The organism is Acinetobacter gerneri DSM 14967 = CIP 107464 = MTCC 9824 (genome assembly GCF_000368565.1).
In the GTDB taxonomy this organism is placed as follows: Bacteria; Pseudomonadota; Gammaproteobacteria; order Pseudomonadales; family Moraxellaceae; genus Acinetobacter; species Acinetobacter gerneri.
The window spans coordinates 1-17,993 of sequence record NZ_KB849549.1; the positions used below are offsets into that span (position 1 = coordinate 1).

Annotated in this window: 19 protein-coding genes; 9 read left to right on the forward strand and 10 right to left on the reverse strand. The window is 38.3% G+C overall.

Annotation, left to right across the window (positions count from 1 at the left end):
- Positions 1 to 174 precede the first annotated feature (174 nt).
- Genes F960_RS17910 through F960_RS17920 form a run of 3 tightly spaced genes read right to left on the reverse strand, consistent with a single transcriptional unit; the run spans position 175 to position 3,021 of the window.
- A complete protein-coding gene (locus F960_RS17910) occupies positions 175 to 1,245 on the reverse strand; it encodes a DUF6670 family protein (RefSeq protein WP_004869357.1) in 1,071 nt (356 codons plus the stop codon).
- Between the two features lie 51 nt (positions 1,246 to 1,296).
- Complete coding sequence (gene pssA / locus F960_RS17915; RefSeq protein WP_004869360.1) at positions 1,297 to 2,121, reverse strand: CDP-diacylglycerol--serine O-phosphatidyltransferase; 825 nt, start codon at positions 2,119 to 2,121, stop codon at positions 1,297 to 1,299.
- Positions 2,122 to 2,163: 42 nt separating this feature from the next.
- The gene (locus F960_RS17920; protein ID WP_004869363.1) at positions 2,164 to 3,021 is read right to left on the reverse strand and encodes a 23S rRNA (adenine(2030)-N(6))-methyltransferase RlmJ; all 858 of its coding nucleotides are present in this window, start codon (positions 3,019 to 3,021) and stop codon (positions 2,164 to 2,166) included.
- 171 nt (positions 3,022 to 3,192) lie between these two features.
- Here F960_RS17920 and F960_RS17925 point away from each other — a divergent pair, with 171 nt between their 5' ends.
- Positions 3,193 to 3,795, forward strand: a complete 603-nt coding sequence (locus tag F960_RS17925; RefSeq protein WP_004869366.1) for a 2OG-Fe(II) oxygenase — start codon at positions 3,193 to 3,195, stop codon at positions 3,793 to 3,795.
- Positions 3,796 to 4,157: 362 nt separating this feature from the next.
- On the forward strand, positions 4,158 to 4,685 hold the full coding sequence (locus F960_RS17930; RefSeq protein ID WP_004869368.1) for a hypothetical protein: 528 nt from the start codon (positions 4,158 to 4,160) through the stop codon (positions 4,683 to 4,685).
- Positions 4,686 to 4,809: 124 nt separating this feature from the next.
- Here the strand turns inward: F960_RS17930 and F960_RS17935 are convergent, their stop codons facing one another.
- From F960_RS17935 to F960_RS17955, 5 genes are all read right to left on the reverse strand, one after another.
- A complete protein-coding gene (locus tag F960_RS17935) occupies positions 4,810 to 5,067 on the reverse strand; it encodes a DUF2789 family protein (RefSeq protein WP_004869371.1) in 258 nt (85 codons plus the stop codon).
- Between the two features lie 189 nt (positions 5,068 to 5,256).
- Entirely contained in the window at positions 5,257 to 5,511 is a 255-nt protein-coding gene (locus F960_RS17940) for a DUF2789 family protein (protein WP_004869374.1), read from the reverse strand.
- Positions 5,512 to 5,738: 227 nt separating this feature from the next.
- Positions 5,739 to 6,725, reverse strand: coding sequence for a malate dehydrogenase (locus F960_RS17945; RefSeq protein ID WP_004869377.1), 987 nt, complete (start codon positions 6,723 to 6,725; stop codon positions 5,739 to 5,741).
- Between the two features lie 269 nt (positions 6,726 to 6,994).
- Entirely contained in the window at positions 6,995 to 7,654 is a 660-nt protein-coding gene (locus F960_RS17950; protein ID WP_004869380.1) for a ribonuclease T2 family protein, read from the reverse strand.
- 34 nt (positions 7,655 to 7,688) lie between these two features.
- On the reverse strand, positions 7,689 to 9,668 hold the full coding sequence (locus F960_RS17955; RefSeq protein ID WP_004869383.1) for a lytic transglycosylase domain-containing protein: 1,980 nt from the start codon (positions 9,666 to 9,668) through the stop codon (positions 7,689 to 7,691).
- A 254-nt stretch (positions 9,669 to 9,922) separates the two neighbouring features.
- Here F960_RS17955 and miaB point away from each other — a divergent pair, with 254 nt between their 5' ends.
- From miaB to F960_RS17975, 4 genes are all read left to right on the forward strand, one after another.
- Positions 9,923 to 11,377, forward strand: coding sequence for a tRNA (N6-isopentenyl adenosine(37)-C2)-methylthiotransferase MiaB (gene miaB, locus F960_RS17960; protein WP_004869385.1), 1,455 nt, complete (start codon positions 9,923 to 9,925; stop codon positions 11,375 to 11,377).
- 73 nt (positions 11,378 to 11,450) lie between these two features.
- On the forward strand, positions 11,451 to 12,548 hold the full coding sequence (locus tag F960_RS17965) for a PhoH family protein (RefSeq protein ID WP_004869388.1): 1,098 nt from the start codon (positions 11,451 to 11,453) through the stop codon (positions 12,546 to 12,548).
- A 9-nt stretch (positions 12,549 to 12,557) separates the two neighbouring features.
- A complete protein-coding gene (ybeY, locus tag F960_RS17970; RefSeq protein ID WP_004869391.1) occupies positions 12,558 to 13,043 on the forward strand; it encodes an rRNA maturation RNase YbeY in 486 nt (161 codons plus the stop codon).
- Between the two features lie 80 nt (positions 13,044 to 13,123).
- Positions 13,124 to 13,423, forward strand: a complete 300-nt coding sequence (locus F960_RS17975; RefSeq protein ID WP_004869394.1) for an antibiotic biosynthesis monooxygenase family protein — start codon at positions 13,124 to 13,126, stop codon at positions 13,421 to 13,423.
- Between the two features lie 26 nt (positions 13,424 to 13,449).
- Here F960_RS17975 and F960_RS17980 read toward each other — a convergent pair whose 3' ends face one another.
- On the reverse strand, positions 13,450 to 14,331 hold the full coding sequence (locus F960_RS17980) for an energy transducer TonB (protein WP_004869396.1): 882 nt from the start codon (positions 14,329 to 14,331) through the stop codon (positions 13,450 to 13,452).
- Between the two features lie 227 nt (positions 14,332 to 14,558).
- On the opposite strand from F960_RS17980, the gene F960_RS17985 reads away from it, so the two are divergent.
- The 3 genes from F960_RS17985 to F960_RS17995 all read left to right on the forward strand — a co-directional run bounded on the left by F960_RS17985 (position 14,559) and on the right by F960_RS17995 (position 16,778).
- Positions 14,559 to 15,233 carry a hypothetical protein gene (locus F960_RS17985; protein WP_004869401.1) on the forward strand — a complete coding sequence of 225 codons (675 nt, stop codon included), beginning with the start codon at positions 14,559 to 14,561 and terminating at the stop codon, positions 15,231 to 15,233.
- A 141-nt stretch (positions 15,234 to 15,374) separates the two neighbouring features.
- Positions 15,375 to 16,082 carry a DUF3108 domain-containing protein gene (locus F960_RS17990; RefSeq protein WP_004869404.1) on the forward strand — a complete coding sequence of 236 codons (708 nt, stop codon included), beginning with the start codon at positions 15,375 to 15,377 and terminating at the stop codon, positions 16,080 to 16,082.
- Positions 16,083 to 16,202: 120 nt separating this feature from the next.
- Entirely contained in the window at positions 16,203 to 16,778 is a 576-nt protein-coding gene (locus F960_RS17995) for a xanthine phosphoribosyltransferase (protein ID WP_004869408.1), read from the forward strand.
- Positions 16,779 to 16,903: 125 nt separating this feature from the next.
- On the opposite strand, the gene F960_RS18000 is transcribed toward F960_RS17995, so the two are convergent.
- Positions 16,904 to 17,866: an aliphatic sulfonate ABC transporter substrate-binding protein gene (locus tag F960_RS18000; protein ID WP_004869412.1), complete on the reverse strand. Its 963-nt coding sequence runs from the start codon at positions 17,864 to 17,866 to the stop codon at positions 16,904 to 16,906.
- Positions 17,867 to 17,993 lie beyond the last annotated feature (127 nt).

A 17,993-nucleotide genomic window follows, 5' to 3' on the forward strand; every position in this document is an offset into this window, starting at 1 on the left:
TATTCTAAACATCTTAAACTCAATCAATCTATTCAACTAACTGATTTCTAAGAAGTTTTAATCTTCATCACCGCCGATGGATGTGCATTCTACAGCATTCACAACCTAACACAACCCCTTTTTTTAATTTATTTATTCAGGTGTGTATTTTTTAGGCTTTTTCTGCTTTTTTGTTTATTTTTTAAGTAAAAATGGCTCTGGATGAGCTAATCCATCCAATATTTTCTCTTTAAAATTTTTTTCTTGCCATTTTAAAGGGCGACAATCGATATATTCACAGTACCCTGAACTGCCTTCTTCTATTTCTTCATTTATTTTTATTTGATAGTTAAAGCTTCCAACATAGCCCGCTGCCAATCCAAATTTAAAATCCCCTCGACTTTGCCCATATAGATGAATAGTTGACTTTTCATTTTGATAAGACCATTCAAACTCTCGGGCTAGATACATATCCTGATGGTTTGGAGTGGTTACTTTAGGATAAACACGATGGATTTTGAATTGCACATTGTCTTCAAATAGCTGTGAACTTTGTTGCTCTATATCGCGTAAATAGATTTTGGATTGGACAATTTGGTTAAAATGATTGCGAATGTGTAGGAATACGATTTGTCGATCTTTTTGTAAATTGATCACTTGATAACTATAAAAGCACCAAGGCAAATATGGCATATTGACGATACGTGCAAAATCAAAACACCCCAATTGATCAATCGTGAAATGCTGCCCTTTGTATATGATGTTGCCTGTGCAGTGGCAAGGCATCGACCAGTGATCAAAAAGACCAAATCTAATTTTCGTGAAATGCGAAACAATCGGCAGTGTTTTTATTTTTATTTCTGCACTTAATTCGGGATCATTACGAACAAAATAGAAATCTGGCAGATCTCCGATCAAACTTTCACGATCGGAAAATTGAAATTCACCTTGTTCAAATTTACAGTCATTTTCAATTGAATAAGAATGAAAATGTCCAACCATATGCGGGCTAGAACTACTAATGATAGAAACGGTATCGAGTGCAGTGGTTTGAATTGCATATTCATTACGTAGCATGGGAATACGCGGTTGCCCAATGATGCTAACAAAATTAAAGTAATGTAATGGTGCAGGAAGGTTGGGAATTTTCAATCCCTGATGGATGATTCTAAATCGCCCTTTTGGTGCATGATAGTCGAGCGAAAGCGGAAATCGGGCTTGATTGCGAGGTTGTGTCTGACGTTCTGTACTCATTAACAACTGCATCTCAAGCCCTCCATTTTTTATGATAAAGCTACTTTATAATTCAGCTTATCATCACGCTGTTTGTTTCCTAGCTAAGAATGTCGTCACAAATCCAGACAATGCATAAATGATTGAAACAACAAGTATTCCCACAGGAATGTTATAGGTAATAGCTGCAAAAATAAGCACTACGGGTAACATTACCACAAAGGGAACACGTTTTCTGTCCATTTGTTTGAATGAATAGTATTTGATGTTAGAAACCATCAACAATCCAACACCAACCATAAATAATGCATAGATTGCCAAGATTCCTTTTTCTTTGAGATCAAAGACATCTGCATTGTCCAAGCTTACCCAAATCAATGTAATCACAATCACTGCAGCCAAAGGACTCGCGACCCCGATAAAGTAACGTTTGTCGACGACCCCGATCTGCACATTAAATCGTGCCAATCGAAAAGCAGCACATGCGGTATAAACAAAACAGCATGCCAATCCGATTCGACCCAAATCATGTAATGACCAGCTATACATCAAAATCGCTGGCGCAACACCAAATGCCAATAGATCGGATAATGAGTCGTATTGTTCACCAAAAGCACTTTGGGCACCGATTGCTCGCGCCACTCGACCGTCTAAACCATCAAAAAGTGCCGCGAGAAATATTGCGTAGATTGCTTGGTGATATTCACCATTCATACTCGCAATAATTGAATAGAATCCGGATAATAATGCCGCAGTCGTAATTAAATTCGGCCACAGATAGATACCACGACGCTTAATTTTATGCCCTTCATGAGTATGCTCTTCTTCTTCAACTTCAAAAGTGATGCCATCGTAAGATAGATCTTTGGGTTGAGAGTAATCGCCCTCTGGTTTATTTGTATTTGTCATTTTAGATCCTAACTGTGACCTATGCTCTACTCTAATTTAAGCTTATTCGCCAACTAACCAACGAACTGCTGCATGCCCACTGTTTTCTTGCATACGCAAATGTGGGAATAACCATTGTAATGCTTCATCCGCATCTTGTGAGAACTGCCAAGGTGGATTGATCACCAATAAACCACAACCATTCAATCCCACTGGGGTATCGTCAGGCCATACACAAACTTCACAGACCAACTGACGGCGGATACCTGTTTTGATCATTTTTTTCTCAAAACGGTCAATCATGGCACGATCTTTAATCGGATACCAGATTGCAAATACGCCTGTTGCCCATTTTTTGTGAGCATTTTGAATCAATTCAACCAATTGAGGGAAATCTTTACGTTCAACCTCATACGGTGGATCGATCATGACCAAACCACGTTTTTCTTTAGGTGGAATAACAGCCAACAATCCTTCATAAGCATCACGTTCATGCAAACCTGCACGTCGATCACGAACATTCATATAAAGTTGTTGAAATACATCTCGTTGCATTTCAAAAATTGTTGCTTTATCAATATCACGCATGCCTTCTAAAGCAAACCATGGCGAACCTGGATAAGCACCTTTGCCTGAACCATTACGCATTTCTTCAACAATTTTTAAATACTGTTGAACTGCTGCTGGCGCTTGACGAGTAATCGAATCATCGAGTTTAACTAAACGGTGAATACCATTTAAAAATTCGCCAGATTTTTGTGCAGCAGCTGAAGATAAATCATATTTACCTGCACCACCATGCGTATCGATATAACGATATGGTTTATCTTTGGCATTTAGCCTATTTAAGAGTTGTAACAACAACACATGTTTCATGACATCGGCAAAGTTGCCAGCATGGAAATGGTGACGGTAATTCATCGTTCAATTTTTTCCTAAGTTCAATCATCATTTTAACACGAAAAAAAAATTCTTCACTGCCCTTGATTTGATCTAAAATATTTCTGGCTGTAGCGGGGACAAACTGAGTTTTTTCTCATTTTAAAATTATTTTATTTTTCATATATTTATTTTCAATTATTAAGAGGTTCTATGGAAACAGCGTTTCTCCCTACAACTTGGAATATCGATCAAGTTGTAGAAGATTTAAATGAACATGGTTTTGCACTGATTGACGATGCTTACCCTTTATCTTATGTACATGAACTTGCTCAAGAATGCACTTCAAACTTAAACTCTTTTAGAGATGCTGCCATACAAAATGGCGTAGTCAGTAAAATTAGAAGTGATCATATTTTATGGATCGATGAAGATCTAAAAATAGCATCACAACATATTGAATTATTGGATCAATTTTCCAAAATTTTAAATCAAAACTTTTATTTGGGAATCAAACAAGTCGAAGCACATTTTGCCTGTTATAACGCAGGTGAGTTTTATGCCCTGCATCGTGACAATCCACAACAAAAAAATGATCGGGTGATTTCTGCGGTTTATTATCTACATGAAGAATGGCAAGATGACTGGGGTGGACAACTACATTTACAAGATAAAAATGATCTTTGGCACATCATTCAACCCAAACCCAATCGTATTGCAATGTTTAGAAGTGATCTGATGCATGAGGTTTTAGCCGCAAAACATCAACGTTTATCTATTACCGCTTGGCTACGCAGCAATGCAGATCTATTGTAATAAAATAAATAAGTAATTTGATGTTGTATAGGCTTTGCAAATACCCACTAAAGTCATCTGCAATTCGTTGATTTAGGTTACTTTCGATCTGAAATGTGTCTACGAAGGATTGAATAATTCAACGCAAATGACCTGTTTTGCGGATAACCATGGTTTTACCTACTTTTCCCATAAGAAAAGTAGGTTTAACGTAAAACTCATCTTCAAATATAAAATTTATTTTTAAATATCAATAAACTAAAAAAATATTATTTTAAAAATCGCTGTGTTTTTTTGACAATATGATCCAATTCACACAAATAAGCTTTAAATTTTACATATCATCCTCATATAGTAGTCTGTATAAAATGAGGAGAAGGCAAATGTTTGAAGATACAAAACAAATTATCTCGCGTATTGGCGAAACAGATCAATTGTATTTGACAAGCAATACGCCTGAACTCGCACTTGAGCGTGCTGACTTGCGCTTACAATTGGTGGCACGTAGTCATGCTCGCCAAGAACAAATTCATTTCTTACAAGAAGCAATCGTGCTACTTGAGCAAGCGCGCCTTGAATATGAAGAAATGCCATTATCTTTGTATTTGGACTTGTCTTTGCATTTGGCCAAAGCCTATATGATGTATTTTGAAATTAGCAAAGAACATCGTTTTGCATTGATTTGTCAGCAAATTTTAAAACCGCTGACCAGTTATGATCATGCTGACATATTTTTCTTCTTGGCTTATGCATCGGTATCCAAAGATGAGTTAGCTTTAACACGTCATTGGTTAGGTAAATATGCTAAACATGCTGATTTTGATTTAGCCTTATTGCAAGAGCATCCTGCTTTTGATCAAGTCCGTAAAACAGACTGGTTTATAAAATTGATTCAAAGCAAATTGCATTAATCAAATATTAAAAGCCCCTATTCTGATCTGAATAGGGGCTTTTATTTTGTCTGCAATCCCGAAAAAGGCTTATTCATAAAATAAACTTAATAAAATTAAACTGATGTTAAATTAATGATTTAGCTTAGGCTGTTTGTAGTTTATACGCATCCAAATGTAATTGTTGGTTTAATTCATCAATCCAAATCGCCCAGTCATCATCTTGAACCAAATGGCTAATCAAAAAATCTCGCTGAGATCTGTTCCAAAATGGCGCGTCATGCAAAGGAACACCCGCAGGCAATTGGTGAGTACGTACATAGAGTTCAATCGCAGCCGCACTGTTGGCTAACCCCAATTGAGAAAATAATAATTCGAGCGAAGGTTTGTAATTTTTACTCATCTGATACTCCTTATCAGTCAAGCTGTAATTCTTTATACAATTAACTTATAAGAAAGAGCAAAAAAAAGAAAGCGGAATACGATCGATGTTGTTTCAATTTGTATTCCGCTGTACTGGATTAGGCTTTAAATGGAATTTTAAAATTGAGCTTTATTGATTTGAAATGTTGCTTATAAAAATCAATACAATCTAATCATTGTCATGTTTCATGATGTTTTGACTCAATAATTCGCTTAACTCATCAATTACCAGTGACCAGTTATCATCACTTTGCCAATGACTCGTTAAAAAATCACGTTGGCTGTCTGTCCAAAAATCTGCTTGATGCAGCATGACATTTTTCGCTAATTGATGCTGAGCAATAAAAGTGGTGATTTGTACATCTTCCGAAGGCAAACCTAGTTGTTCAAATAATAATTTTAATGTCGGTTTTTCATCAAACATTTTATTTTTCCTAATATTAAGTTAATGGAGTTTAGATACATTAGCTTGAGCTTATTTCTTTTTCTGCAAATTCTATTTTCAATCTTGTTATTTTTTGTAGAAATGCGGCAAATGACTTCTGCACACATATTACATGGCTTGAGCATTTTAGAATCTAAGAAATAAAAAAGCACCCCAAATGGAGTGCTTTTCGAAGTCAATTAAATTCGGCTAAAACCGAAATTTAATTAGTTAAGCAAGTCAGCAACTGCTGCGCGCTCTTCTTCAAGTTCGTTCAACGTATGGTTGATACGTTCACGGCTGAATTCGTCGATTTCTAAACCTTGAACGATTTTGTATTCACCGTTTTCAGTAGTAACAGGGAAACCGAACATTACGCCTTCAGGGATACCATAAGAACCGTCAGAAGGAATACCCATAGTTACCCATTTGCCGTTTGTGCCAAGAGCCCAATCACGCATATGGTCGATTGCAGCGTTAGCAGCAGAAGCAGCAGAAGACAAACCACGTGCTTCGATGATTGCAGCACCACGTTTACCAACTGTTGGAAGGAATACGTCTTTGTTCCAAGCAGCATCGTTGATTTTGTCTTTTAAGCTTTCGCCATTTACAGTTGCAAAACGGTAGTCAGCATACATAGTTGGAGAGTGGTTACCCCAAACAGTCATGTGCTCGATGTCAGAAACTGCAACGCCAGCTTTTTGAGCAAGTTGAGTTAACGCACGGTTGTGGTCAAGACGTAACATTGCTGTGAAGTTTTTCGCAGGAAGATCAGCAGCAGATTTCATAGCGATATAAGCGTTAGTGTTAGCAGGGTTACCTACAACAAGAACTTTAACGTCACGGCTAGCAACTTCGTTAAGTGCTTTACCTTGACCGATGAAGATTTCACCGTTTACTTTAAGCAAGTCAGCACGTTCCATACCAGGACCACGTGGACGTGAACCAACTAACAATGCATAGTCAGCATCTTTAAATGCAACTTTAGGATCGTCAGTACCAACCATACCTGCCAATAATGGGAAAGCACAGTCGTCAAGTTCCATCATCACGCCTTTAAGCGCTTGTTGAGCTTTTTCAACAGGAATTTCTAATAATTGAAGAATAACTGGTTGGTCTTTACCTAACATTTCACCGCTTGCGATACGGAATAACAAGCTATAACCAATTTGACCTGCAGCGCCAGTAACGGCAACACGAACGGGTTGCTTCATGTAATTATCTCCAATTGAGGATCGTTAATGTGATTAATGGGTTTATTTCCATTTAATCGAATTATCATAAACGCCAAACATTCTACTCCAATCCCCCAAAAGATGCATATAAAAGAGATGGAATTTCAACAAAAGTCTGATAAAAAATATTTCTGATAGGATTTTATCGCGCTTTATTTTGGCGGATCATAAAGCTTTAGTATTTTAAAATAGCCAATAGATTCAAATATAAGCTTTGAACTTTAAAATATCATGCGTTGTCATGCGACTCAGTAAGAGCCTTTGATCATAAAGCTTGATGGGCAATTTGAAACAATATGTTTTGAGCACTCTTTATACCGACCATTGACGCTATAACAAATTTGCAGTTCAGTCAGCATCGGCTTGGTATGCAAAGATTGGCAATCAAAACGGATACCATTTGCAGGTAAGCTCGGATTTAAACGCATAAATTGCGATCGTAATGATGTTTGAGTTACCTGCTTACTTTCACCGCCCGATAAATCCGACGGTATTTTCAGATTTTCAGCTAAATTGATCACCAAACGGAAGTATTGGCTGGCATTCATCGGTACACAACCACCAATATTTTGCCAAAGTTGCACACGTGCATTTTCTTCTGGCATCACCCGAGCCACGACTTTTGCTTGTAATGGTGACAAAGTTGCAGAAGATGAAGTTGAACAGTTATTGGTGTTAGTTTCTGGAAGTAAACCTGAAATGGTCAGTGAATATCCTTCAAGACATTTGCGTTGCTTTTGACGATTGGAGTCCAAAGCACATACCGCAGGCGTCATTTGCACGCGCATTACATAGCCTTGTAAATTGCTAGCCGCATGAACCTGTACACAAAACAATCCTACGCCAGCATAAACAAAAAACCATGCTAACCAATTTATTTTGCGTTTTAGACAATATGTAAATTTCATTTATTTTTAGACTTCCACACCAAACCGAGTGATCTTATTGACTCAATCGCATTGGAATAACAGGCATTCGACTTTCGATTTGTTGTGGTCCTTGACCCAATAAAAGCCCATAATGCACTGCATTCGTCATCACATTTTTGACATAATCCCGCGTTTCATTTAACGGAATAGACTCTGTATATTGATCGGCTGCCATAGACTGACTGTCTGGTTGCCAACGTTTTGCTCGATTCGGACCAGCATTATAGCCCGCTGTTGCCAGCACTGGGTTATTGCTCAGTTGCCCCTGAATCATCGATAAATAATAAGTACCATAACGGATATTGGTATTTGGATCACTAAGCGCTGCTGGATTGTAGGTTTCCCCCATCTGTCTTGCAACATGTTTTGCTGTGTCAGGCATAATTTGCATCAAACCACCTGCTCCAACATGAGAACGTGCGGCTGTTACAAATCGACTTTCCTGACGCATCAAACCATAAGCCCAAGCAGGATCAACACCTGCATTTCGACTATGATTCACCACCATCGCCTGATGTGGAGTAGCATAGCGATAAGCATAATTGTGCTTTTTCTCAGTACGATCTGCTGCATAAATGGCACGATCATACCAACCCATATCCGTTGCACGTTTCGCTGCTGCCAATAACAAGCCATCATCATGTTTTAAGTATGCTTGACGTACCGCCCAATTCCATTCTCGATTTGTATAATTTGCTGGTGCATTGATATTACGTAATGTAAATGCACGGCGGAAATGGATATCTTGATCGAGTCTTTGTAGATCGCTTGATGAGGGTTGTTCATTATTTGGTAAATTGTTGAGACGCTGTCCCAAATGATCACGTGCCAACAAGTTATGGTAATCATTGCCTGACATGGCTAACTTCTTATAAATCTCTTGTGCTGTTTTTTTCGAGCTATTATCGCCACGTTTTTCACTGGCACGAGCTAACCAATATTGCCAGCGGTCTTCATTTTGTTGCGTTACGCTCATGCTATTGATGGCACGAATTAAACTTTCCCAAGCTCCAAAACGTACGGCTTGACGAGCATAGACCTCTGTTTCTTCTGAACTAAATGGAACACCATAACTCGCATCAAAATACTGGAGGACTTGGCGATTGAAATTATTTTTCATCACCGTTGTACCACCGATATAACCGACAGTACGGTATAAATATTTTTGTACATTTTCAGGGGTGCCTTGAGCTGCATTAGCCACAGACTGCATCGCAGTATTTAAATCTGAATCTGCCAAGCGTCCCATGGCATATACCAGATAAGCATAATCTGAAACATTATTTTTTGGCGCAGACCAGATATAACTCACTGGATTGGCTTGAATTTGGTTGAGCTGTGACAGTGCCAAATTGACACCCATGGTTTGCGCAGTCGCAATCGCCTGCCCTGATTGTCCTGCTCGTAATTGTGAATACAATCGTTGCTCGCGATCTTGTGACGTCATCAACGGACTCGACAACATCAAACGCCCCAAGCCATTACATGATTCAGGCTGAGCATTCGTGGTGAGCCAAACATCTTTGTACTCGGCATAAACTAAAGGGTCGCCCGTTTTGGCGCGCACTTGAGCGACCGCACAACTTTCAGCTTTATCTGGGTTAGTCACATAAGGAAGTACAGGTTGAGCATTGCTAAAATCTGCTTGCTTTACTTTTTCTTCCACAAAATCTGCAGCAAGTTTTTCCGCCATCGCTGATGAAGGATAACGCTGCGCAAAACTCGTAATAGCTGTTGGCGATTGGAATGCAAGTCTGCTGTTGAGTTTCCAGTATTCTGGATAATATCCTAGTGCATCATTTTGCATTGAGGCTTGATACTGGTCGAGCATAGCGCTATTTCCAGAGTTGGCTGCACGAAGCGCATCATTAAATTGTTCTTCTTGCGCATAGCACGCCTGCACGCTGGCTAAAAGGGCAATACTCCCCAAAATTCGTACCGTTTTATTATTTGAAATTGTATATTTTAACACTTGATGTCTTCCAACCCACATGACTCGCCTATGATTTGCTTCAGCACTCAATGCTGCACAGTTTAGTTATTCTAACGCATTTCTACTGTTCTGTTATGTAACCTCATGATTCATCAAAATTAATTAATGTCTTATTTTTTATTTAAAATCAATATCACCAAGTTGATAATTTTTTATAAATTTAACTTCATTTTAAGTTAAAATAGCGGGCTTTTATTGAACACGGCATAAATTTGCCGATTCATTTATTTTGATACTACCTCCTAGGAGCCTACATGACGGTTCAAACCTTCATTCCAAATAGTGCCCAAGCTGCCTCAGAAAACACTGTACACCAGCCACAGCACACCCCAGCAGAAGGTACAGTTAAAAAACTGTACATCGAAACGCAAGGGTGTCAGATGAATGAGTATGACAGTCACCGTATGGCAGACCTTTTGGGTGATTCGCACGGTTATGTCTTGACGACTGATCCTAGCGATGCAGATATTTTATTGATGAATACTTGCTCAATTCGTGAAAAAGCACAAGAAAAAGTGTTTTCTGAATTGGGTCGCTGGCGCAAACTCAAAGAAAAAAATCCTGAGCTTGTGATTGGTGTAGGTGGTTGTGTTGCCTCTCAAGAGGGTGACAATATCCAAAAACGTGCGCCTTATGTTGATATGGTGTTCGGTCCGCAAACGTTACACCGTCTGCCACAAATGCTTGATCAACATAATGATCAAGTTGAAAAACCGAAAAAAGAAAAAATCAAACTGGTTGATATTTCATTTCCAGATATTGAAAAATTTGACTTTTTACCTGAGCCACGTGTTGAGGGTTATAAAGCGTTTGTTTCAATCATGGAAGGTTGTTCAAAATACTGTTCTTTCTGCGTAGTGCCTTATACACGCGGTGAAGAAGTGTCTCGTCCACTTGATGATGTATTGGCTGAAATCGCTGGTTTAGCTGAGAAAGGTGTTCGTGAAATTTCTTTGCTTGGTCAAAACGTCAATGGTTATCGTGGTGAAACTTTTGAAGGTGGGATCTGCACATTTGCTGAACTTTTGCGTTTAGTTGCAGAAATTCCGGGGATTGGTCGTTTACGTTATACCACTTCACATCCACTAGAATTTTCTGACGAGTTGATTCAGTGCTACCGTGATTTACCACAAATGGTTTCGCATTTACATTTACCTGTTCAAAGCGGTTCAAATGATGTGTTACAAGCCATGAAACGTAATCACACCATTGATGTATATATCGAAAAAATTGAAAAACTTCGTAAAGTTCGTCCTGATATGCATTTATCGAGCGATTTCATCATCGGTTTCCCAGGTGAAACAGATGCTCATTTCGAAGAAACTTACCAATTTATCCAAGATTTGGACTTTGACCATTCTTATAGTTTTGTTTATTCAAAACGTCCCGGCACTCCTGCTTCGGAACTTCCAGATGACACTCCTGAAAGTGTCAAAAAAGAACGTTTAGCCAAAGTTCAACAGTGGATCAAACAATCAAGTATTCGTAAAACTGATGCAATGCTCGGTACGATTCAACGTGTACTTGTAGAAAGTGTTTCTAAGCATGATCCAAATGTTTTGGTTGGAACTGCCGACAATACACGTTTAGTAACATTTATTGGTGATGCGAATTGGGTCGGACGCTTTGCAGAGATTGAGATTACAGAGATTAAGACATTAAATTTAGTTTACGGTGAACTCTTGAATCTTGAGCCTGACGTGGCGTAATCTAAGGGTAGAAGATCGTCGTTTTTAAAGCGCTCTTCTACCCCATAACAAAACGACTCAAAAGGATAATTCTTTGACAGCAGCGATTCGACGTACAGTAGCATTCCCTGGTATTTCAATGGAACGTTTAAAAAGTATGCTCGGTGCATATAACGGTCACTTGAAACAAATCGAACAACGTTTAGATGTCAACATTTCCCATCGTGGAGATTCATTTTTTATAGATGGCGACATTGATGCGGTTGAAAGAGCCGAAAGCTTATTACAACGATTATTTGATGAAGCTGAAACATCAAGTCAAATTAGTGCAGATACCTTGCATCTCATGATTCAAGGTAGTCAAACTGATCGAGAACTGCAAATCGATCCTGACCAAGAACATACGGGGCTAGATGATGTTTATCTACAAACCCGAAAAGGTCGTATCAATCCTCGCGGTGCAAATCAAAAACGTTATGTACAACGTATTCTACAAAGTGATATTTCATTTGGTATCGGTCCTGCGGGTACAGGTAAAACCTACCTTGCTGTTGCTGCCGCTGTAGATATGCTTGAGCGTAATGAAATCCAACGTATTTTACTGGTTCGTCCAGCAGTTGAAGCAGGTGAAAAACTTGGCTTCTTGCCGGGCGACTTGAGTCAAAAAATCGATCCATATTTACGCCCACTTTATGATGCCTTGTATGAAATGCTTGGTTTTGAAAAAGTAGCAAAATTGATCGAAAGACAAGTGATTGAAGTGGCTCCCCTCGCTTATATGCGTGGTCGTACCCTCAACCATTCCTTTGTTATTTTAGATGAAGCACAAAATACCACACCTGAACAAATGAAAATGTTCTTAACTCGTTTAGGTTTTGGTTCTCGTGCAGTGATCACAGGTGACATCACGCAAGTCGATTTACCACGTGGTCAGCAATCGGGGCTTGCGCATTCTCTACGTGTTTTAGAACATGTAAAAGAAATTCACATCACACGATTCCATTCTCGTGATGTTGTTCGTCACCAACTTGTTCAAAAAATTGTTGAAGCTTATGAAGGCTGGGACAGTGAACAAAATCGTTTAAGTGCGGAAGCGCGTGCTGAACGTAAAGCTCGTCAAGAAGCGCTGATTGCTGAAAATGACAGTGCTGCAGATGAGCAACATCAACCTCAATCTCAAGAAAATGTTTAAGGACAAGTTTTGAAACTTAGCCTATCTTTACAGCAATCGTTTGAAGCACCTGAATTGGTGCTCAAACGTAGCTATATTAAAAAAGTTGTTGAAAGTACTTTACGCCATATTGATGTCGATCAAGACTGTGAAATCGGGATTGCTTGTGTCGATTTGGATGAAAGCCACAAACTCAATTTGGAATATCGCCAAAAAGACAAACCGACCAATGTATTGTCATTTCCAAGTGATATTCCCGAAGAAGTTTTGCCCATGCTTGATGCATTGCCTATCGGTGATTTGGTGATTTGTATCCCCGTGGTTTTGCAAGAAGCGATTGAACAGCAAAAAACACCGATTGAACATTTCACACATATGTTGGTGCATGGCACATTACATTTGATGGGCTATGACCATGAAACTTCAGATGAAGATGCTGAAGAAATGGAAGCACTCGAAATCGAAATTTTAAAAAAATTAGGTTTTGATAATCCTTATACTGTTAAAGAAGATTAAATTTACCCAACTTTTATCATGAAAGTCCCCTCACCTTTTTAAGGCGAGGGTTTGGGTGAGGATAATAAAAAGAGAAAAAAATGAAATACGTTGTAATTTTTAAAGCACATATCAACATTTTAGATGATGAATATTTTCAAACAGCCAAAATTTTACGTGAAAAAGCACTTAATCATTTTAATTGCCAAAAATTTGAAGCGATCTCTGAACAAGCATTTGAAATCGCCCTTTCCTATTGGAATTCTCTAGACGATATTCAAGCATGGAAAAAAGATGCTGAGCATATCGTCGCTCAGCAGCAAGGAAATACCCGTTGGTATGAGGGTTATAGTGTTGAGATCTGTGAAATACACCATCAATACAGTAAAAATCTTCTATAAGCTTTCAAGACTCTGATCTCTTCAGGCTAGCGCACTTCAAACTCAGCCTCAGCAGGATCAAAACGCCAAGTACGAATAATGCGTAACTCGGAAATTTCTTTCATTTTTTCATCAAAATGTCCGAAAGGTGCGCCTTTACGTACCGACGCTTTTGCCGCCTCATCCAAAATAGCGTGCCCAGAGCTATCCAATAAACGGATCGCTCTGATGCCACCTTCACGATTTAAAATCACCATCAAACGAACTTCACCATTTAAACGCTGTTGTTTGGCAAGTTCTGGATAATCTCGATTACCATAAAGCTCGACTTTTTCACGAAATTTATCCAGATATGCCGCTGAAGCATCCTGTTTGGCTTGGATCCCATCCACGGTTTTGATTTGTTGTTGACGACTAAAATTTTGCTGGCGACTGAGAAATTGTGCCTCAAGACTTGCCACCATAGCCGCTTTGGCTTGGAACTGACTTTTTAACTCATCCATCGCTTTTTTTCTTTGATTTTGTTCAGCTTGTTTTTGCCAACTCAATACTGTCATCAAAAATTTTTCTTGGAAATACAATTCACGTTGTTGTTGGATTTTCTCAAGGCTTTCGAGTTGCTGATCACCTGCACTAAGATCTTCTTCTTGTGCAGGCATTTCACTGCTCATACGATGCTTTTCACGGAATTTCCCAGAACCCAACTGATTGTCTTGTGCTAAAAAATCAGCATCTTTTACCTCTTCTAAATGAGCTCTTTGCACCAAAGCAATCTCACGACTATTGATTACAGGCTCATCTGGCAGAGTAAATTGGACCAATAAAAATAGAAAATGTAGACTCAGTGCAAAAAATACAGCCCCTAAAAAAATATGATCATTCCACCAATGTTGAGTGAGTTTAGCACTCAATAACTTCTGACTCATCATGACATTAAACCGACAAAGTATTTATCCAAAGATTTTTATTTCAATTAAAATGTTCTATAGCACAACAATTTTTATATAAGCATGATGCATATCAAACATTCCCCAAAGCATCATGAGAAATACAAAAATGGTGCATTGAAATTTGCTAAACTGCAATCACTTTACTAAAAAATTTATTTTTGACCACGATTGATCTCCCAGTTTTGGGACATGTTTGAGATAAACTTATGCCATCGCTTATTTCTAAAATTGCCAATAAAATCAGCCGACTGTATCAGCGGGCTGAGGATTTTATCGAGGAAGAGCGCGATTTTTCGGTTTCTCAGATTTTTTTGAATGCGACTTTTAAACGCTATGTCACTGATAATGTAGGTTTGCTTGAAGATCTACATGCAGATTTGCATGATGACTGGTTGCGCCTGTATGCCACGATCAATGTCAAAGGTCTACATGCGACTTTATCTGTTGACCTCAAACTCATCCAAATGGAAATGAATAAAGACATGCAACTCATTGTCTTTGAACAAATTAGTGACACCCAAGTCGTAGAAGCGACATTTAAAAATATATGGCAGAAAATGGCAGCCAAAGGCTTTTTATTTTTCTATCAAAAAATCTTGCGTCGTGATCCGCTCGGTATGATTTTAGAAAAATTTGAGGTTATCACGGTCAAAGATGAATTACTCTATCTTGATCTCAATCGCTGGTTAGGCAAATTAAAATCAGTGATGGATACTTTAACCAAAGTCCATGTAAATCATGCTGTTTTACGCGAAGCTGAACTCATCGTTTCTGGTAATGTCAATCTCATGGCTTTATTTAATAAAGTCGATGAAGAAGACTTTGACGATGATCTCGAAGATGATGTAGTTACACCGATTGAACAAAAGAATGAAAAATAAGATTATTTTTCAAGGGCTGTTAAAATAAAGGCTACATTTGGATTACAGATTTAGAAAAGATTACAATTTTTTCTACACGATTCAAGTGCATAATATCTTTATCGTTTCATTACATATCACATGTATATAGGACACAAATCAATGGCAATGCAACTTTTTAAAAATATAAGTATCGTAGCTGGAGCAGCAGGTGCACTTTTGCTCACTGGTATCTCGAGCAATGCACTTGCCATGAGTCCATTCCAAGCCAATTATCAATTTGCCTATAATGGTAAAAACTTGGGTACAGCAACTCGTACTCTCAGTAAAAATGGTAATAATTGGAGCTATGTTTTTTCAGCAAAAGCTGGCGTGATGGCATCTGCAAGTGAAACTAGCCGTTTTACTTTAAATGGCAATACTATCAACTCAAATAGTTTTAGCCGTACCAGTAAGATCTTGGTCCATAGCAATACTTTAAATATTAACTTCAATCCTAGCAGCAAAGTGATTAACACCAAGAAAGATGATAAAGCACGTTCATTTGCTTGGAAAGCGGGCGCTTTAGATGAGTTAAATGCTGAATTGCAAGTTCGTGAAGATTTAAAAAATGGTGGTCTAAAATCGAGTTATTTGATTGCTGATGCTAAGTCATTGGATACACGTCATTTTGTAAAACAAGGTACTGAACGTGTCACTACCCCTTATGGTACATTTGATACCGTAAAAGTGGTTTTAAAACATGACAAAGCGGATAAAAACTCTGTATTTTGGTTAGCACCAAAATTGGACTATGCACCAATCAAAATGACTCATCAAGATGGTAAAACTTCTTATAGCTTAATGATGACTGGTTATAAAGCTGGTTAAAATTAATACAAATTGAGCAGAAAAAGTAGGATTTGGTCAATTTAGACTTGCATTTTTTTGGGTGCTTTTTAAAATACGCTTTTGCTTTAAAAAGCACCTGCCCCCCAGAGGATTCTCCCCGTGCACGCTCTAGAACAGAAAATCTTGGCTGAAGGCATCGTTCTATCTGATCAAGTTCTCAAAGTCGATTCTTTCTTAAACCACCAAATTGATCCTGTAATGATGCAGCAAATTGGTCAAGAATTTGCTCGTCTATTCAAAGATGCAGGGATCACAAAAATCATCACGATTGAAGCTTCAGGCATTGCACCTGCTGTTATGGCTGGTTTAGAGCTTGGAGTACCCGTTATTTTTGCACGTAAATATCAATCTTTAACTTTAAAAGATGATTTATATCGTTCAAAAGTATTTTCATTTACCAAACAAGTTGAAAGCACAATCGCGATCTCTAGAAAGCACATCAGTGAAGGTGATAAAGCGCTTGTGATCGATGATTTCTTGGCAAATGGTCAAGCGGCTCTTGGTCTTGCTGATTTGATTCACCAAGCCAATGCAGAAGTTGTTGGTATCGGGATTGTGATTGAAAAATCATTCCAACCTGGTCGTCAGTTATTACTCGATAAAGGCTACCGTGTAGAATCTTTGGCACGTGTAGAATCTTTGGCAAATGGCACAGTGACCTTTGTTCAAGAGTAAAACCTAAGATATTAAAAAAAGCGCCATTGGGCGCTTTTTTATTTTGTAAATCAATGTTATTTATTCATCGAATTTCTATAAAACTTTCATCAACAACTCATTTTCACAGATTAAAATCAAATCAATTATTTACCATTCCAAACATGATCTTTGATCTGTACAGCATTTGGTATCAATTTCAAATTTGCAAATAAATCGGCAATTTTCTGCTGAGCTTGTACAGTCTCATCATCCAAAATTTGTACTGGAGATGGTGATTTGCGATGCTCCATCACACGTGCTGCCACGTTGCTGTCTAAACCTGTGCTCTCAGCTAAAATCTGAGTCGCTTCTTGAGGATGCGCATTAATCCATTGATCTGCTTGATTTAAAGTTGCAACAAACTGATTAGCTTCGGCTGCATGTGCCTTTAAAAATGTCGGATTGGATAAATAAAAACTATATGCTGGCGGGAATGAAGAAGCATCAATCAACACTTTGGTATTGCCAGCCAACGCCGCAGCACTTGAGTATGGATCCCAAATCACCCAAGCATCAACCGACTTTTTATCCACTGCTGCACGCGCATCTGCAGGTGTCAGCCAAATCGGTTGAATATCCTGCCAAGTTAAATGTGCTTTATCCAAGACTTGTGCCAAGAAGAAATGTGCACTTGAGCCTTGGGTGAGTGCAATCCGTTTTCCTTTCAAATCTTGCAATGTCTGAATTGGGCTATCTTTAGGCAATAACACACTGTGCGCATTTTTGGAGTTAATTTCATAAGCCACATAATTGATAGGTTTTGAAGCCGATAAAGCAAAAATAACAGGTGTATCCCCTGTATAACCGACATCGATCGAACCTGCATTCAGCGCTTCTAAAGTTTGTGGTCCAGCAGGAAATTCTTTCCATTCAATTTTCGTGTTTGGAAATGCCTGCTCAAAAAGTTTATTTTTCTTGGCTACAATCAATTTTAATGATGCTTTTTGATAGCCAATATTTAAAACTTTTAAAGCTTGTTGTGGTTGATCCTTTTCCTTATCTTTACTACATGCAACCAAACTCAATCCCAAAAATAGGGATAGAATGGTCGTGATCACTTTTTTCATCGTATTCTCAAATCTTCTAGCTGTTCTAAAATTTGATCTAAGATATCGAAAATATTAAAATTTATTAAATAAGAAATTTGCACAATAAAATCATAACTTTTGCTTTAATGATTTATGTAGCCCTTAA

Coding starts and splice junctions, on each gene's coding strand:
- F960_RS17975 (WP_004869394.1), top strand. CDS start 13,124: ATGAAATACGTTGTAATTTTTAAAGCACATATCAACATTTTAGATGAT.
- F960_RS17980 (WP_004869396.1), bottom strand. CDS start 14,331: ATGATGAGTCAGAAGTTATTGAGTGCTAAACTCACTCAACATTGGTGG.
- F960_RS17920 (WP_004869363.1), bottom strand. CDS start 3,021: ATGAATTACCGTCACCATTTCCATGCTGGCAACTTTGCCGATGTCATG.
- miaB (WP_004869385.1), top strand. CDS start 9,923: ATGACGGTTCAAACCTTCATTCCAAATAGTGCCCAAGCTGCCTCAGAA.
- F960_RS17925 (WP_004869366.1), top strand. CDS start 3,193: ATGGAAACAGCGTTTCTCCCTACAACTTGGAATATCGATCAAGTTGTA.
- F960_RS17940 (WP_004869374.1), bottom strand. CDS start 5,511: ATGTTTGATGAAAAACCGACATTAAAATTATTATTTGAACAACTAGGT.
- F960_RS17985 (WP_004869401.1), top strand. CDS start 14,559: ATGCCATCGCTTATTTCTAAAATTGCCAATAAAATCAGCCGACTGTAT.
- F960_RS17955 (WP_004869383.1), bottom strand. CDS start 9,668: ATGTGGGTTGGAAGACATCAAGTGTTAAAATATACAATTTCAAATAAT.
- F960_RS17935 (WP_004869371.1), bottom strand. CDS start 5,067: ATGAGTAAAAATTACAAACCTTCGCTCGAATTATTATTTTCTCAATTG.
- F960_RS17990 (WP_004869404.1), top strand. CDS start 15,375: ATGGCAATGCAACTTTTTAAAAATATAAGTATCGTAGCTGGAGCAGCA.
- F960_RS17930 (WP_004869368.1), top strand. CDS start 4,158: ATGTTTGAAGATACAAAACAAATTATCTCGCGTATTGGCGAAACAGAT.
- F960_RS17950 (WP_004869380.1), bottom strand. CDS start 7,654: ATGAAATTTACATATTGTCTAAAACGCAAAATAAATTGGTTAGCATGG.
- F960_RS17945 (WP_004869377.1), bottom strand. CDS start 6,725: ATGAAGCAACCCGTTCGTGTTGCCGTTACTGGCGCTGCAGGTCAAATT.
- F960_RS17910 (WP_004869357.1), bottom strand. CDS start 1,245: ATGCAGTTGTTAATGAGTACAGAACGTCAGACACAACCTCGCAATCAA.
- F960_RS18000 (WP_004869412.1), bottom strand. CDS start 17,866: ATGAAAAAAGTGATCACGACCATTCTATCCCTATTTTTGGGATTGAGT.
- pssA (WP_004869360.1), bottom strand. CDS start 2,121: ATGACAAATACAAATAAACCAGAGGGCGATTACTCTCAACCCAAAGAT.